The following is a 17,049-nucleotide window of genomic DNA, read 5'->3' as shown; positions in this document are numbered from 1 at the left end:
ACACGTATCGGTAACGCGGAACTACAGATGTGGTACCGCATGCGCCATACGTTTCATTCAAACGGCGGAGATAACCTCAACTGGGTACAGTGGCGTAACGAAGTCTATTTCTGGTTCATTTACGATAAATTTGTCGATAATGGCAAAATTTTGGGCCAAGACAAACTGGAAATTCCTTTTGTCGAAAACGCCACACTGAACATGCGGTACCGTTTCCGTGCTGACCCGACCTGGACCCTTCGGGATAGTTACACGAATAAGTACAGCCGTCACGAACGCAAAAGCTATCTGTTTCCAGAAAACGGTTTTCGTGATGCATTCTTGGATTTAGATTTCGGCCAAGTGGGAGTTGGCAAACTCTCAGCTCGTATCGGACGTCAACAGATTGTGTGGGGTGAATCAGACCTCTACCGCTCAATTGACGTTATTAACCCGCTGCGTATCGACCAAAACCAAGGTGCCGGTGAAAAGTTCGACGAATTCCGTTCACCGATTTGGGCCCTCAAGCTCAATTACCATATCGGTAACGTCGGCAGTTGGTTCTCCAACGTCTATCTTGAGCCGTTTTATACGCCAGGATTTCGTGGCCCCAACTCAGACCTCATTATTAATGGCGTACTCCGTTCACCAGTGCATGTCAAAGGTTGTCTCGACGACAATGGCAACCTCGTTAAGTATCGTCCGGAAAACTGTTCGTTCAGACGAGCGGATGGAACCCGGGCGTTTGAACTATGGAATCCGAGCTGGATCGGCCATCGCCGCACGCGGCATCCGTGGGCGTTTTTCGGTCGGATGCCGAACCTTCGCGGTGGGACTCCCGATGCTGGAAACGCGGCCAATATCAACACCTCTCCAGACGTTGCCAATTCGTACACCACCTACATTCCACAGATTTATAAAGGGAACTGTAGAGGTCCCCTCAATGGTATGTGGAACTGGTGTACAACCGCTCTTGGGTTCCGGGTTTTCGGTACCAGCATAAGCGGTTTCGACTTCTCGCTAAACTATGCCAACATTCCTGTCGGTGTGTCAGGAACTTTCAACTTTAGCGATGTCATTGGAGCCAAGGTCTATGGCGATACTGATGTCGCAGCAGCAAATGGCTTGGGCACACCAGTTGGCACATTTGAAGAAGGACTGCGGCGTTGCTTGGATAACAAAGGACGTGGCCATTCGGTCAAGAACGATCGCTCACAAGAATCCGGTTCAGTGGCGACCGTCTTGGCTGGCGCCGACCTCGGTGGGTTTAACCATCCAGACCGCTTCCGAAGTAACAATCGTAACGGGGCATTGAATAACAACGGTGAACCAGTCCGTGGCAGACACAATGCCGTCCGTCCACCGATCACGCAGTGTTTTCCGGCAAACTTCCACTGGACGCGAACCAGCATCTTTGGTTTTACCACGACCTACAACGACTTCGATTATACCGGCGCCGTGTTCCGTCTCGAGCAGAGCTTCAGCACCAAGGAATATGTCCGTAAGCTGCCGCTCGGCACCGGACGCAATGCGCTCCTGACTGACCAACGAACCATTGATAGATTGACCGCGTTCTCGATCAACAAAGACTATCACACCTACACGCCGGTATGGCGCTCGATGGTCGGTTTTGACTTGCTCAAATCCGTGCCGTCGTTCCGTTACATTCCGTTCCTGCATGACTCTTTTGCAACGCAGGCATGGTTCTTCACTGGCCAATGGTTGATGAAAAACCAATGGAGCAACATTGCAAACCCGTTGTGTTATGTCGTTGACAACCCAGGAAACGGTATCACCAAAGCAGAAGCAGCACGCAAGTCTCGCGAGAGCGGCAAGCGCTTCTACTCTAGCCCGCAGTGCCGTAACTACCGTTGGGAACATCTCTTGACGTTGGCCGCAGTCAACCAAGGCTTGTTCGCCAGCCGCCTCGAGACCCGTAATGCCGTCGTCTACGAGCCTCGTTCCAAAGACTGGCTGTTGTTCTCGCAGTGGTGGTGGCGCAACGTGATGGGTTACGAGAACATCGAACTCTCGACTGGTGTTGCTTGGTACCCAGGCAGCAGCATGAGCCAAGGCTGGAGCGGTATCTACGCTTTTGCGAGCCGCGACCAGTTCTGGTTTGAGATGACGTACTATCTGCTCTAGCAGTGGGCTCGTGGGGAGTGACGGCAACGTGGCTCCCCATGAGGCTCTAACACGACAAACAAAGTAGCCAGTAGCCAGCATGGAAAAAGGAATAAGCAGTATCCATTTATGGCTTCTTCTACTGACTACTGACTACTGACTACTGACTACTCTGCCTTCACCATGCGCCCACGCAAACGTGCCAATTGGCCTGTGCTCGTATACCGGTACTGGGTAAGCCCTGAGTACAATACCTGGGAGCAATTCCCTACGGCTATCCAGCAGGAAGCTGACGCCATGCGTACGTTATGGAATCAACTTGTCGCTGCCTTTACGCAACGGCAACTCGCGTATCATAACGCTGTCGCTGCTGAGCCTCATGCATCAGCGAAACCGTCATCTCTTGCCCTGCGGCAGTTACAGCAGTCCTTTCTCAAAACAACCGAAGAGGTCAGTAAAGCGTCACCGGTGACGTGGTCGAACAAACAATTCGTGACCACACAAGTTTTTGCCGCACTGACGCGCTATTTTAAGAAACAGGGCGATCCCCCTCGACCACGTCATGGCGAGTTTCGCGAACTGCACTTCCACCATCGTTTCACTGAAGGTGGGTTACCTATCGAGCGCATCTTTGGCCATAGCCAGAGACTCAGCCTGGTACCCGTCGCGCCAGAAACGTTCTCCCCGGAGCTTTCACAACGCCAACAGAAACGACTGGCCCGGACGAGTGGCGTATTCCAGGTGAACGGCTGTGCCGTGAAGTTCAACACCATTCTGCATCGTCCATTTCCCTCGAACGCGTATCTGAAAGCCGCCGCATTGATCGGCAAGCGTACAGCTCCGCACGGCTACCACGAGGACAGCACCGGCGGACACGCCACGCCTCCACGTTGGCAATGGTCATTACAACTTACGCTCGAGATCCCTCCCCTTCAGCATTCGGTTCAAGAACACAAAACGACAGCGGCACTGCAAATCCGCAGTGAGTTGATCGACGAGCGGCATGTCAGTTTCGCCCTTGTGACCGACCCTACCGGACGTGAGGAAATGCTCTTTCTTCCAGAAGAGATTCTCGACGCATGGCATCATAAACTTTCATTACAACGGCAAGCTCATCAACTACTGGAAGTCACCAGGCAGCAACTCCAAGACATTCCTCCCGCAAAACAACCACCAGGCACGCACCAGCGCTTTGCCCATCTCAATGTAGCGCGTGCGCCCAGCTTGTGGCGCTTACTGCACACGTTAGAGGATGAGGGGGCGGCCCATGGAGCGTTACCAATTCTGCGCCACTGGGCAAGTTCTTCGACCAAGTTACTCCGCGAGGCCCGTGGAGTGGAACAGCACTCTCTTGGTCATCGCGATTGGTATTATCACAACGTCGCTCATCAGCTCTGCCATCGCTACAAACAAATAGTCATTAGTGGTTCAGGACCAGAAGGAACTCCCACACAGGAACATCTCCACACCGCTTCAGGACCGGAGAAACTGCGACGGTATCAGCAACTTGCCGCCCCTGCTCGCTTTCTTTCCTTTTTGCAGCAGGCCGCGGGTAAAACTGGCACGACAGTCGAAGAGGAACGACAGGTTACAAGCCGATAGACGTTGTATGAATTGCAATTGACACAGATCCAGACCCAGTTCAGCGGGGATAAAGCTGAAACTATAGCCCAAAAATCGCGGCACCGTAGCCAGTCCACTACGTGCCACCTACTGTAGCCGCCGCCGATATGCGACGTAGTTCGCACACACCGAAGCGCCAAGCTTCTCGGCGGTGCGGCGCGAGGGCCAGTTGTCGTCCAGCACTAACGTGTAACTCACGTACTTCGCGCCACGCCCGACCAGCTCAAGATAGCCATAACTCGCCATTGCTAAATTCACCCCGCGACCGCGGTCAGATTCTCGCACGCCAATAGCTAACACGTTGAGACGTTCACTCTCGTGCACCGTCCGCCCCGGCTTGAGAGCAACTTCCGCATTGTGCTCAGGAACAAGTAAGAGCATTCCCACGGGTTGGCGATCTCGATAGGCAAGCACTGAAGTGTCGAGTACACCTGCGCGCGTCAGAGCCTTCAATAACCCAGCGATTTCCGTCTCGCTGTATGGTATCCACCCCCAATGGGACTTGAAGGTGTCATTGAATGTCGCAACGAAATCAGACACACGCTGTTGCTCTGGGACTTCTCGCAGGGGCACGATCGTATAGCCTCCACGACGAGCGGCTTCGAGCATCCCAACCCACCGTGCCAGCAACTCAGGACGCACCTCAATCTTGTAGTCGACAAATCCTTTCTCACTCTCAAACCCCGCATCTTTTAACAGTGAGTGATAATATGCAGGATTAAGGCGTAACACGTTCGGCGGTAAGGTTTCGTAGTCATCAATCACAAAGGGAAAATCAAGCATGCCATGTCCTGCTCGCGCAGCGGTCGCGCCCTGCTCGTGCAACCACGAGCAGGCTTCGTGTATCAAGAGTTTGACCGCGTCGCGGGTGTTGGGCAGAGCTTCAAACCAGCAGAGGTGGCCAAGCCGCTCGTGCCAATGGCGTTGATATCGTGCATCGACAACCGCAAGCACCCGTGCGACAACTTGTCCTTGGTCACGAACAACAAAAGGCCGGACGGTACGTTCTTCATTAAACGTACTCTCGCCGCGTAGAATCGCCATTTCAAAGCGCGCTGCAGGGAGCCAGTACGCACTCCGTGAGGCATAGACAGTTTCGTACAACTGAATGAATTCGCGGCGGCTAGCGCCATCATGGGGAGTTTCTATTTTTAGCATGGGAACCCAATGCTCATCGCTTACACCGACTTCACTCCCATCAACGTGCCTTGTTGACGTTCGCGGGTCAGTTCCGAGCGCACCAGCCACGCGCCATCAGCCAGTGCTTTCATCTTCCCGCGTGCAGCCGTTCGAGAACGCGGAATCATTCCGCAATCGGTACACGGATACAAGTGCGCAGGCTCGACATACTGCAATGCCGTCCGGATACGCGCGGCCACTTTCTCTGGCGTTTCAATCTCTTCAGTGCCGACGTCGATCACACCGACCATGAGGTCCTTGCCCTTCGCTTGCCCTAAGACTGCAGGGTCAACACCAGATGCGGCACATTCAACCGAAATCATGTCCATCGCACTGGTACGGAGTAACGGCAACGACCGCCAGTAGTGACTCCAATCGGTGTTGCTATTCTTCCACTTCAGCACCATGTCGATCCCATACCCATAACAAATGTGGACTGCCTTCTTTGCTCGTATCCCTTTGGCTGCCTCTTCCAAGGTCCGTACACCCCACTCTTCCACCTCATCGAGATAGATGTTGAAGCAGGGCTCATCGAACTGCACGATGTCCGCACCAGCCTCAGCTAACTCATGCGCTTCGTCGTTAAGGAGCTTTGCCAACTCAGTCGCGAGCGTACGACGATTACGATAATACTCATCCGCGAGCGTATCAGTTGTCGTCATGGGTCCTGGCAAGGTAACTTTCACCGGCTTGGTACTGTGGTGCTTGAGAAATCGGACGGCCTCACTGACAATCGACCCACGCCGGCGAACGGGGGCAACGACGCGCGCGGCATCGACCATATTGCCATAGCGACCTCCGCGCGTGGGAATCTTCACCAATCGAGAGAAGTCGACTCCTTCGAGCCCTTCCACAAACCCCCAAATGTAATGGCGGCGACGTTGTTCACCGTCAGTGAATATATCGAGTCCAGCAGCCTCTTGATCAGCGAGCGCCAGCAACACCGCATCATCTTGCCCTTCCTGCAGGGCATCACCATCCAACTTCCATTGCACGTACATCTGCCCCGCAGGCACCAGCCACGTAGGTCGGGGCAAACTACCAACGATCATAGTTTGGAGCATAGAACCTCCTGGGAACGTCATTCGTGATCTGTGACAGGAAACAGGTAAAACGTAAATATGTACAACGTAAAAGGGGAAGAGCGGTGGTTACGTTCTATGTTATTCACACCGCTTGTTCCCGAAACAAATGAAATGCCTTCATCACCGGCCTATCGGTGAAAGAAAAGAGAATCGCGTCCTGGCTCGCTGAAGCGTTCTGATGGCGATGCGTACTCCACGTAGGTAGCGCGAACACATCCCCTGGCGACCACGCATAGCTCCTCCCGTCGATCTCCGTGTGCCCATGCCCTTCGACAGCAAGATAGACGACACTCTCACTGTGACGATGGGCTTCGGTCTGTTGTCCTGGTTTGAGACGTTGGAGAAAGCTTGCCATCGTCGGTAACGACGGACCACCATTGACCGGATTGACATACTCGACAATGGCGCCATCAAACGAGCTTTCGGCATGCGAACTCAGGCTTGCCACCGCTTCACGCGCATCTTTCCAGGAATACTTCAGTAATGGAGAAAGCGTACCAGATGCGCGCTGCCATGAAGGCAAAAGTCCGCTTTTACCATATTCATTCACCGAATTGTTCAGCGGCTTGGTCAGTGACTGTGCTTCCTGGGTGAAGGGTTCGAAGAAAATCCCTTCCAACATCGTAATCAACGGAATGTCCAGCCCGTCGAGCCACACCACCGGCCCACTGGCTTCACTGCCGTGATCGTGCCAGGTCCAGTTTGGCGTCAAGACAAAATCTCCAAACGACATGGTCATTTTCTCGCCATCGACAACAGTGTAGGCTCCCTCACCTTCCATAATGAATCGCAACGCATTGGGGGTATGTCGATGCGTTGCTGCAACCTCGCCGGGTAAGATCAGTTGGAGCCCACCATACAAGGTGTGAGTTGTTGCGATACGGCCTTCGAGCCCGGGATTGAGCAGCATAAGGACGCGGCGTTCAGCTTCGGCAGCAGACACCAATTCCCCTGCCCGTAACAATTGCGGTCGGAGTTCTTGCCATCGCCATAAATGTGGCTTCGCCTGACTCCGCGGTTCCGGTGTGAGCGCCTGGCGGAGGAATTTCCACAAAGGGCCAACATTGAATTGCGATAAGCCGCTCAGGTAGTCATCGACGACTTTCGTTTGCGCTTCTGAACGTTGCGTGATGTCTTTCATACAATCCCTCTTTTTCGCCCCTCTTTATGGTCGCCCGTTCGCCCCTTCGTCCATTCATTAGTCTATGGCAAATCCGGGGCCGCAAACTCCTCACCCAAAAGCACCTGGAAGTTAATCCCCACGTATTTCTCATCAGTGCCGTGGAGTGACCAACGTTCGGTCCAGCCATGCGCAAACTTTTGTAACTCTTTGTTGCCCCACACCTTCTCGAAGGCGTCGAGATCGCCGATCTCCATCAAGTCGTAGTAGGTGAAAGGAACTTTTCCGACCTTTTCCTCGATAACTTTCCAATTGGAGTAACGCACAATGCCGGGGACGCTATTGAAAAATGGATTATCGACATCCCGCACCCATTGCTCATATTCGGCTTTGTTGACATGTGCCCCAAGATTGTACGTCAACAGCAGCATCGCTCGCCGTTTGGCCATACCACACCTCCTTTCGGCTCAAACGGGACCATACTCTGCTCACCAGCGGCAGGTCAATGTGGAGCGGGGATTGGGAATTGTAGATTGCGGAATGGGGATTGCGGATTTGAGGAGAGGCGAGAAGCTGCATCCACTATCAACAGCCTTTTCAGCGCTGTCATTCTGAGCGAAGCGAAGAATCCCTCTGAGAGACCCTTCACTTCGTTCAGGGTGACACATACGGAACGGTTCTGTTTATGTCCTTGAGTTCAGAAACGCGTTCTGTGGCAAGGACAAAAGAATCACGCCGCAGCCGAAGGCAGCAGGGTGCGCACGCTGCTCTGTCGTAACCGCCCGAAAATGCGCTGCGTAGCAAGCGACCGATTCAAGGTATAGAAGTGAATCCCAGGGGCTCCACCAGCCAACAACTCCTCACATTGGCGCCATGCCCAGTCAACACCAATCTCTAACGTCGCTTGTGGATCATCAGCCACTGGCTCGAGCCGTCTATGCAATGCCTCCGGAATCGACGAACCACACATTTTGGCAAAGCGGACAATCTGGCGATAGTTCGTGATCGGCATAATGCCGGGAATGATACGTTTGCGAATGCCAAGCTCACGGGCACGTGCACAGAAATCAAAGTAGTCACGATTATCGAAGAACAATTGGGTCGTGATGAAATCAGCGCCACGGTCAACTTTCGCTTTAAGGTGTTCCAAGTCCAACTGTTGATCACCACACTCAGGGTGCGGCTCCGGGTATCCCGCAACGCCAATACAAAAATCGTCTAACGCGCGTGCCAGAGACACCAACTCTGCGGCATGAGCGAAGCCATCGGGTGCCGGAATAAAGTCTGTCTGTCCCTTTGGTGGGTCCCCACGTAAGCACATCAGGTTTTCGACGGCGCGATTTTTCAGTTCATCCAACACTTCACGCAATTCATTCTGGCTATGCCCGACACACGTAATATGGGCCATGCCAAGAATGCCGAGTTCCTCTTGAAATCGACAGACAAGGTCAATGGTGTTACGACGGGTCGAACCACCAGCGCCATAGGTCACTGAGATAAAGCTCGGGCTCAGCGGTTGGAGTTCACGGGCACGTGCCAATAGCTCGTCCACTTCCTGTGGTGTCTTGGGTGGAAAGAACTCAAAGGAGAACGTCGGGGAGCGGAGTGAAAACAAGTCACGAATCTTCATGAGTCCGGTTCCTTTCTTGGTCCAGTATACGTCATCGCGACTTCGAAACGAAAGAGTGCCTTGCCTTTACAATCAGCCGCCTCCCGTTATACCATCCGCGCCGTCAGGGCAGAATAAGAAGGAGGGTTGTATGTACTCACTAAAGGATCAAGCATGTATCGTTGGTGTCGGTGAAACCGCCTTTACCCGAGGTTCAGGAAAAACCGATTTCGCGCTCATGCTCGAAGCCTCGATGAAAGCCATCAGTGACGCGGGACTCAAACCGCATGACATCGACGGGATTATCCCACCGCCGCTCCCATCTACGGCTGAGCATTTTGCCGCTAACCTTGGGATTGAGGACCTACGGTATTCCGTCACGGTTCACATGGGAGGTGCAAGCCCAGTCACATCGCTCCAAAGCGCCGCAATGGCCATTGCCTGTGGGGTCGCGAAAAATGTGCTCGTCCCACTCGGTTGGAACGGTTATTCCACCATGCGTGTCAGCAGTCCGTCGAGCGACAACGGCGGTGGGATTCCAGCGCTCGGAACAACAATCGGTGAGTACTACTTGCCATATGGAGCGACTGTCCCGGTGCAATGGTACGCGTGGATCGCGAATCGGCATAAGAAGATGTACAACGTGCCAGATGAAGCGATGGGTGCGATTGCAGTCGCTTCGCGCAAACATGCCCAGCTCAACGAAAAAGCTTTTATGCGCGGGCGGCCCTTAACGATGGAAGATTATCTCAATGCCCGCTGGATCTCCAAGCCATTTCGTCTGTTTGACTGCTGCCTCGAAACCGATGGTGCGTGCGCCGTTGTGCTGACTGCGCCTGAGCGCGCAAAAGACCTCAAACATACGCCGGTCTACATTTCTGGCATCGCCGAAGGGCATCCCTACCCCGCCGATGATATTCCGGCACGGCCAGATCCCTTTGTCATTGGCTTAAGCTTCGCCACCCCCAATGCGTTACGCATGGCCCAGATTGACCTCAAAGACCTCGATTTCATCGAAATCTACGACTGCTTCTCGTATGTCGTACTGTTGCAACTCGAAGCCTTAGGTTTTTGCAAACGGGGAGAAATCGCCGACTTCGTCAAAGGCGGCCGTCTGGAACTCGGTGGAGAGCTACCGATCAACACTCACGGTGGGTTACATTCAGAGGCGCATGTCTGGGGGATGAATCATGTGGTCGAAGCCACACGACAACTTCGGCACGAGTGCGGCACTCGCCAAGTCAAAGACGCCCAACTCGGTCTGGTGACTGGCTGGGGCGATTTCGGCGACGGCAGCTTAGCGATTTTGCGGCGATAACTGAGTTTCTCTCGCCCTCTCCCTGACTCGCGAGGGAGCCGGTCAATAAAAGTGGAAAAGGAAACCTCTATGGCAGAAACAGCATACAAGAAACCCCTTCCCCGTCGTCGCAATCCCATGGCGGCGGAGTTCTACGCCTTTTGTAAACAGCATGAATTACGTTTTCAGCGGTGCAAAGATTGCGGGACGTGGCGCCACGTGCCGCGCGACATGTGCGCCAAGTGTGGCTCATTCAATTGGGAATGGGCAAAGTCCTCAGGGAAAGGCAAACTCTTCTCCTGGACAACCGCGATGCAACCGATGCTCCCGCCTTTCGCTCCCGATATTCCCTACAGCCCTGTCGTCGTCGAGCTGGAAGAAGGCGTACGCATGATCTCATGGCTCACCGATGTGCCAGAGAACGAGTTACGCCTCGATCTCCCTCTCGAAGTGGTCTTTGAGGATGTGTCACCAGAGGTGAGTTTGCCGAAGTTTCGCAAAGCGAAATAGCCCTCAGCGATCAGCTTTCAGCAGTCAGCTTACAACACTAGAGCTATTGGTAGTCTACTTTCAGCGATCAGCGTAAATCAGGAAGTCAACCTATGAAGAACTTTAGAGAGCTGAAAGTGTGGGAAAGAGCCCACCAACTGACCTTGTCGATTTATAAGGTAACGACAACCTTGCCGAGGGAAGAATTATACGGGCTGATGACAAGTCAGATTCGCCGTTCGCGTGCCTCTATTGCCGCTAACATTGCGGAGGGTTGTGGGCGCGGCAGTGAAGCTGACTTTGCACGCTTCCTACACATAGCTATGGGTTCAGCAAGCGAGCTTGAGTACCATCTCTTACTCGCACGAGATCTCAATTTCTTGCACCAGTTAGCATATGAGAACCTCGATCGCGCAGTAACCGATAAAAAAAGAATGCTTACTGCTTTTATCCAAAAGCTGACGGCTGATCGCTGATTACTTTTTCGTTTCGAGAAGCTGAATGCTGACCGCTGAACGCTGACTGCTTGTTGGAGTAAGATATGACTACCTTCCCCGGCTTTACCATGCCGCCAGAACTGGCGTTGCTGCGAGATCAGGTCAGGCGCGTTATTCAAGATGAAGTTATTCCTGCAGAGAAACGCGTCGACCCTGATGCGGAAGACTTAGCCGAAGAGGATTACCATCGCATCAGCGCAAAGACCAAAGCGGCACGTTTGTGGGCTCTCTCTGCGCCAGAAAAGTACGGTGGTGGCGGCATGAGTACGTTCGGCATGAGCGTGCTCTTGGAAGAGATGTCGCAACATCGCCAGGGATTGTACAATCCAGGCTGCGGTGTCTTTGGCCGCTATCCTCCCCCAGTGATCTATGGTGGCAATGAAGAGCAGATTCAAAAGTACGCCGTGCCGACCATTCGCAATGGGACCTACACCTTCTTCGCCATTACTGAACCGAGTGGAGGAGCTGACCCGGCGGGCTCTATCCAATGTCGAGCCGTCAGGCAAGGCGACTACTGGGTACTCAACGGCACCAAGATTTTTATTTCGCATGCCCATGAAGCAAATTGGGGCGTCGTCTTCGTGCGGACCGATCCGAGCAAAGGCCGCAAGGGCATTAGTTGTTTCATCATTGATCAGGGCACTCCAGGTTTCACGGCGCGGCCGTTTCGTACGATTCGTACGGTCTCACTGCCTAACGAAGTCTCTTTTGAAGACTGCAAAGTGCCAGCCGCCAACATGATTGGCAACGAAGGAGATGGCTTAGACTTGTGCATGGATCTCCTTACCAGACAGCGCTTCCCCTACTCGGCCTGCAACCTTGGGGTCGCAGTCGCAGCGCATCGCATGGCGATCGCGCATGCAAAGCAACGCTCAACGTTCGGAGTGCCACTGAGCCAACGGCAAGCGATTCAATGGATGCTCGCGGATGCGGAAGTCGAATTACGTGCCACACGCTATCTGATTTGGGATGGCGCATGGAAAGCGGACCGAGGTGAAGACGCACGTGTCGAAGCCTCAATCGCCAAGCTGTACTCCAGTGAAGTCTTAGGGCGGGTCATTGATAGCGCTGTACAAATTCATGGTGGTTATGGTGTCACCAAAGAATTTCCGCTTGAACGTTGGTACCGAGAAGCCCGTGTCCGGCGCATCGGAGAAGGTCCGTCAGAAGTACACCGCATGGTGATTGCGCGGGCGTTGTTTAGGTGAGGGAGCTCTCAGTGGTCAGCTATCAGCTTTCCATCCTCTTGATCTACCGGATCAACACCCCTCGACAAAGGTAAGCGCGCGCACATATCCTTTCTCCAGAAGCTGACCACTCATCGATGATCGTTCGTGCTTTTTTGACACGCTGACGGCTGACGGCGGATCGCTGATTGCTTTCTTAAACTCTCTCGGATTTCTCCCGATAGCACCCTTAGTAGTTTTCGGGGGGTCTGCACTCCGGCGTGCTTATGGCAGTTCGTAAGCACCCAAACGGGGCATGTACACCGAGAGAGATCATGAAGGACACAACACACACAGAAGCCCAACTCCGCGCAGAGATTGCGGCTTTACAACATCGTGTAATGGAGCTTGAAGCCGCTCAGCGCCACGCGCAAGAACATATAGTAGCGTTCCAGAAAAACGACCAGCGGCTCCACCTTATGCGAGAACATCTGCTGGTCGGAGCACTCTATCGTGAGGGCGATACCGTTTCATTCAACAAAGCTGTCGAGCAGATCACTGGCTATACCAACCTCGAGATTTCCACAATCGATCAGTGGTTTTGTTCTCTGTACGGTAACCAGGCAGCAGACGTACGCGAACTCTATGAAACTGATCGCGCGGTAAATTTTCCTTACGCCCGTGTGGTTCCCTTAACTCACAAGAGTGGCGAGCAGCGTTATGCTGAGTTTTCTGCCTATCGCTCGGACGGGGGAGAGGTCTGGTTCCTTCATGATGTGTCCGAACATAAACGAACCGAGGAAGCCCTACGTACGAGTGACGAACGATGGCAACTCGCGGCTCGCGGTGCCAACGATGGCATTTGGGATTGGAAACTCAGGAATAATGAAGTCCTTTTCTCTGCACGCATGAAAGAGATCATGGGATTCGCCGACCACGAACTCGGTCATGATTTTCACGAGTGGAAGAATCGTATTCACCCTGACGATCAAGCAGCGGTCACCTCCGCGCTGGAGAAACATTTCTCCAAAGAAGTCTCATTTTATGTTGTCGAGTATCGCCTACGCTGCAAAGACAACAGCTACAAATGGGTTCTGGCTCGTGGACAAGCAGTGTGGGATGAGCATGGCATCGCCGATCGTATCGTCGGCGCGCTGACAGATTTGACAGAGCAGAAGGCTGTAGAAGCTACGCTTCGTGAAAGCGAAGAGCGGTATCGGTTCTTAGCCGTTAACGCGACGGATTTTGTTTCACGCCACACCCCAGACGGTATCTGCTTTTACGCCTCACCATCATGTTATCGGATGCTCGGGTATACGCCAGAAGAACTCGTTGGTCGCTCTCTTTTTGCGTTGGTCCATCCAGATGATGCCGATCCTTTACTTGCAGGTTTCCAGACAATTTTACAAAGTGAAGAGTCACACTCCATCGAATATCGTCTGCAGCGTAAAGATGGAACGTATATCTGGCTTGAAAGTGTTGCCCGTGCGGTACGCAACCCAACAACCGGTGCACTCGAAGAACTCTTAGCTTCCGCACGGAACGTCACAGCACGGAAGTGTGCGGAAGAAGAGTTGCACCAGGCCAAGGAAGCTGCAGAGTCCGCCAATCGCGCCAAGTCACAATTCTTGGCCAATATGAGCCATGAAATCCGCACCCCGATGAATGGCGTGCTGGGGATGACTGAATTACTGCTCGGTACCGACTTAAACGTCAAACAACGACGCTTTGCCGACACCATTCAGCACTCTGCCGAATCGCTGCTCAATATCATCAACGACATTCTCGATTTCTCAAAGATCGAAGCCGGAAAACTTGAACTCGAAGAGGTCGATTTCGACCTTCGCCAGGTAGTGGAAGATGTTGCTGATCTCCTAGCGCAACGTGCCCACGCCAAAGGGTTAGAAATCGCCTGCCATATTCACAATGAGGTGCCAACTGCTGTGCGAGGCGACCCACACCGGCTCCGACAAGTGCTGACGAATCTCGTCGGCAACGCCATCAAGTTCACAGAACAGGGGGAAGTCGTCATTGAGGTGCAGAACCACCCAGCCGATTCTGCCCCAAGCACGACGTGCGCGCAGATGTTGCGTTTTGCTGTGCGCGATACTGGTATTGGGTTATTACCAGAAGCACAGGCCAGATTGTTTCAACCGTTTGTGCAAGCCGATGGTTCGACCACCCGCAAATACGGCGGCACTGGCCTCGGTCTCGCTATTAGCAAGCAACTGATCACGGTGATGGAAGGGCAGATCGGAGTCGACAGCATTCCCGGCAGTGGTTCAACGTTCTGGTTTACCGCCCAACTCGAGTTACAGCCGACAGGCACCGCCCGTATGATCCCGTCACTCGAACAGTTTCAGCAACTCCGGGCCTTGCTTGTGGACGACAATGCAACAAACCGTGAGATCCTCCACCACCAACTCCAATCATGGGAGCTGCATAACGATAGTGCTGAAAGCGGAGTAGAAGCATTACAACTGTTGTATAAAGCAGCGGTCTGGCGCACCCCCTATGACATCGCCATTCTTGATATGCACATGCCTGGGATGGATGGCATCGCTCTCGCTCAGACTATCAAGAGCGATCCCGTCTTGGCCTCAACGCAACTGATGATGCTCACGTCCGCCGGCCAATACGGCGATGTTGAAGCAGCCCGGCAAGCAGGCATTGAGGTATATCTCAGCAAACCCGTACGGCAGTCCGAACTCTATAATGGGTTAATGTCACTCTTTACAAGAAAGAGGTCATCGACGTTGCCACAGGCAACGAGCACCTCCCAGTCTGCCTCTTTGCACGCCGCAAGCAACCGAGGACAGGCGTTGCATCGCGTCCTCCTCGCGGAAGATAATCCAGTCAACCAAGAAGTCGCTCCTCACATGTTAGAGCTACTCGGGTGTGAAGTTGACGTCGCCAGTAATGGTCACGAGGCTTTCCGAGCAATGCAAACGGCATCGTATGATGTTGTCTTCATGGATTGTCAGATGCCAGAAATGGATGGCTTTGAAGCGACAACCGCGATCCGCCAGTACGATCAAGGCCAGCGGCAGGCCATCATTATCGCGCTCACAGCTAACGCAATGGAAGGAGATCAGCAGCGCTGCCTTACCGCGGGAATGGACGATTATCTCAGTAAGCCGTTCTCACAAGAAAAATTGCGCGCCATCCTAAGCCGCTGGACAGGACCTGCTCGTCAGAGTCAACGTCCACACCTTCGGCCTGCGGGACATGCCACAGCGGAGACGCACGCTAACATAGTGACTCCCCTGAGCCCGGTCCTGGATCTCAGTACGTTACAACAACTGCAGAGTCTGCAGAAACCCGGACGACCAGAAGTCCTGCGCAAATTAATCACCACCTATCTTTCCGACTCGCCGCTGCTGTTGGCCGCCCTTCACCAAGCTGTCAGTGAAAAAAATGCCTCGCTCACGCATGACAAGGCTCACAGCCTAAAAGGCAGTAGCGCAATGATTGGGGCCACGGGGGTGGCAACTCTTTGTCGCGATCTCGAACAGTGCGGTCGCGAGCAGCAATTCGATCGCGCCGTAGCAATTCTTGCTTCAATTGAATCCTGCTACGCTCTCACCCACACCTCACTGTCCGCGATCCTGAACGATACGCCACTGCACGAGGCCGTACAAATGTCTGCCCACGCTACGCCACCAGTCTTGAGAGAACTACAGGAGACGAACATTACAGAGGTTCACACCTCTCCTCGTCGCGTTCTTCTCGTTGAAGACAATCCGGTGAATCAACAGGTTGCTCTCGGGGTCCTCGAATACCTCGGCTACCAGGTCGATGTGGCTGACAATGGACGCCTCGGGGTCGAAGCTTTTGCGAGCGGCCGCCACGACTTAATCCTCATGGATTGTCAGATGCCCGAGATGGATGGGTTTGAGGCTACACGCGTTATCCGCGAACAAGAAAAGCAAGCCTCAGTGCTCCGTCAGGTTCCCATCATTGCGCTGACAGCGAATACGGCAGCCGGTGACCGCGAGAAATGCCTCGCTGCAGGCATGGATGACTATTTAGGTAAACCGTATAATCAGGAGCACCTGCGCTCAGTCTTGGAGCGCTGGCTTCAGGATAAGATTCTGCCAGGCGTAAAAGCTGCGTAAATCCATTAGTAGTCAGTCCATTTAATTTTGAGGGATGGGGTTTCGTCATGCCCGCGCAGGCGGGCATCCAAGGAAATTCAGCAGTGGCCTGTCGTTAAGCCTCCTGGATTCCCGCACTCGCGGGAATGACGCCCCTTGAGTTATCCATCAAAACTTTCTGGACTATCTACTAGCAGGCGGTTTCTCCGCACTCGATTACGCCGCTTCCTTGATGAACGGTGGAGTCATCACAGTGTTCTCTTGCAGAACTTTTTCCATGAAGACGGTACAAATGCCATCGTTATAACGCTCAATGAAGGAAAATCCAGCCTGTCGGTAGAGTTTGATCGCTCGCGCTTGTTTCTCAGCATCGTAAACATCGAGTCTTATCCGTTCGTATCCTTTATCAGTGGCAAATTCAATGAGCTTTTGAGTCATCAACCAACCAAGCCCTTGGCCTCGATATTCTTTTAGAAACCACAAACGCTTCAGTTCGCAGATACCATCTCGCCAGTGCCGTATCCCTCCCGTGCCAACAACTCGTTCCCCATCGACGAGAACGTAAAACACCCCGTTCTGGTTACAATAAGAACCTTCAACATCATCAAGGTCGGTCAAAGACTCATGTTGTAGAACGAATTCTTCTGACACTTCCCACAATTCTTGACAAACAGAGAGAATAACCCGTTTCGCGGCTTCCTGCTGATAGGGTCGTATTGGCTGTACAGTAATCATGGGCAAAAATTTCCCCCTTCGAAAGAGTCGCGTCAGTTGATCCAGCGTG

13 protein-coding genes are annotated in these 17,049 nt (G+C 53.3%); 7 read left to right on the top strand and 6 right to left on the bottom strand.

All coding sequences use genetic code 11. The annotated features are described in order from the left end of the window. Positions 1-27: 27 nt before the first annotated feature. On the top strand, positions 28-2,124 hold the full coding sequence (locus FJ147_12375; GenBank protein MBM4256678.1) for a DUF1302 family protein: 2,097 nt from the start codon (positions 28-30) through the stop codon (positions 2,122-2,124). A 276-nt stretch (positions 2,125-2,400) separates the two neighbouring features. Further along, positions 2,401-3,705: a hypothetical protein gene (locus FJ147_12370; GenBank protein ID MBM4256677.1), complete on the top strand. Its 1,305-nt coding sequence runs from the start codon at positions 2,401-2,403 to the stop codon at positions 3,703-3,705. Between the two features lie 108 nt (positions 3,706-3,813). On the opposite strand, the gene FJ147_12365 is transcribed toward FJ147_12370, so the two are convergent. The 5 genes from FJ147_12365 to metF form a co-directional block, all read right to left on the bottom strand. Further along, positions 3,814-4,884, bottom strand: coding sequence for a hypothetical protein (locus tag FJ147_12365; protein ID MBM4256676.1), 1,071 nt, complete (start codon positions 4,882-4,884; stop codon positions 3,814-3,816). Positions 4,885-4,904: 20 nt separating this feature from the next. Next, positions 4,905-5,969, bottom strand: coding sequence for a methionine synthase (locus tag FJ147_12360; GenBank protein MBM4256675.1), 1,065 nt, complete (start codon positions 5,967-5,969; stop codon positions 4,905-4,907). Positions 5,970-6,072: 103 nt separating this feature from the next. Next, positions 6,073-7,131 carry a cupin domain-containing protein gene (locus FJ147_12355; protein MBM4256674.1) on the bottom strand — a complete coding sequence of 353 codons (1,059 nt, stop codon included), beginning with the start codon at positions 7,129-7,131 and terminating at the stop codon, positions 6,073-6,075. A gap of 62 nt (positions 7,132-7,193) precedes the next feature. Further along, positions 7,194-7,559 carry a hypothetical protein gene (locus FJ147_12350; GenBank protein MBM4256673.1) on the bottom strand — a complete coding sequence of 122 codons (366 nt, stop codon included), beginning with the start codon at positions 7,557-7,559 and terminating at the stop codon, positions 7,194-7,196. Positions 7,560-7,840: 281 nt separating this feature from the next. Beyond that, a complete protein-coding gene (metF, locus tag FJ147_12345) occupies positions 7,841-8,740 on the bottom strand; it encodes a methylenetetrahydrofolate reductase [NAD(P)H] (GenBank protein ID MBM4256672.1) in 900 nt (299 codons plus the stop codon). A gap of 130 nt (positions 8,741-8,870) precedes the next feature. Here metF and FJ147_12340 point away from each other — a divergent pair, with 130 nt between their 5' ends. From FJ147_12340 to FJ147_12320, 5 genes are all read left to right on the top strand, one after another. Then, positions 8,871-10,037, top strand: a complete 1,167-nt coding sequence (locus FJ147_12340; protein ID MBM4256671.1) for a transporter — start codon at positions 8,871-8,873, stop codon at positions 10,035-10,037. A 69-nt stretch (positions 10,038-10,106) separates the two neighbouring features. Next, positions 10,107-10,526: a hypothetical protein gene (locus FJ147_12335; GenBank protein ID MBM4256670.1), complete on the top strand. Its 420-nt coding sequence runs from the start codon at positions 10,107-10,109 to the stop codon at positions 10,524-10,526. Between the two features lie 92 nt (positions 10,527-10,618). Then, positions 10,619-10,981, top strand: a complete 363-nt coding sequence (locus tag FJ147_12330) for a four helix bundle protein (GenBank protein MBM4256669.1) — start codon at positions 10,619-10,621, stop codon at positions 10,979-10,981. Positions 10,982-11,046: 65 nt separating this feature from the next. Next, the gene (locus tag FJ147_12325) at positions 11,047-12,210 is read left to right on the top strand and encodes an acyl-CoA dehydrogenase (protein ID MBM4256668.1); all 1,164 of its coding nucleotides are present in this window, start codon (positions 11,047-11,049) and stop codon (positions 12,208-12,210) included. A 245-nt stretch (positions 12,211-12,455) separates the two neighbouring features. Beyond that, positions 12,456-16,286: a response regulator gene (locus FJ147_12320; GenBank protein MBM4256667.1), complete on the top strand. Its 3,831-nt coding sequence runs from the start codon at positions 12,456-12,458 to the stop codon at positions 16,284-16,286. A gap of 195 nt (positions 16,287-16,481) precedes the next feature. On the opposite strand, the gene FJ147_12315 is transcribed toward FJ147_12320, so the two are convergent. Further along, the gene (locus tag FJ147_12315) at positions 16,482-17,000 is read right to left on the bottom strand and encodes a GNAT family N-acetyltransferase (protein ID MBM4256666.1); all 519 of its coding nucleotides are present in this window, start codon (positions 16,998-17,000) and stop codon (positions 16,482-16,484) included. Positions 17,001-17,049: the final 49 nt, after the last annotated feature.

Source organism: Deltaproteobacteria bacterium (assembly GCA_016874775.1).
Classification (GTDB): domain Bacteria; phylum Desulfobacterota; class Binatia; order Bin18; family Bin18; genus VGTJ01.
The sequence above is the reverse complement of the archived record's forward strand: the minus strand, read 5'-3'. Positions and strand labels throughout refer to the sequence as shown.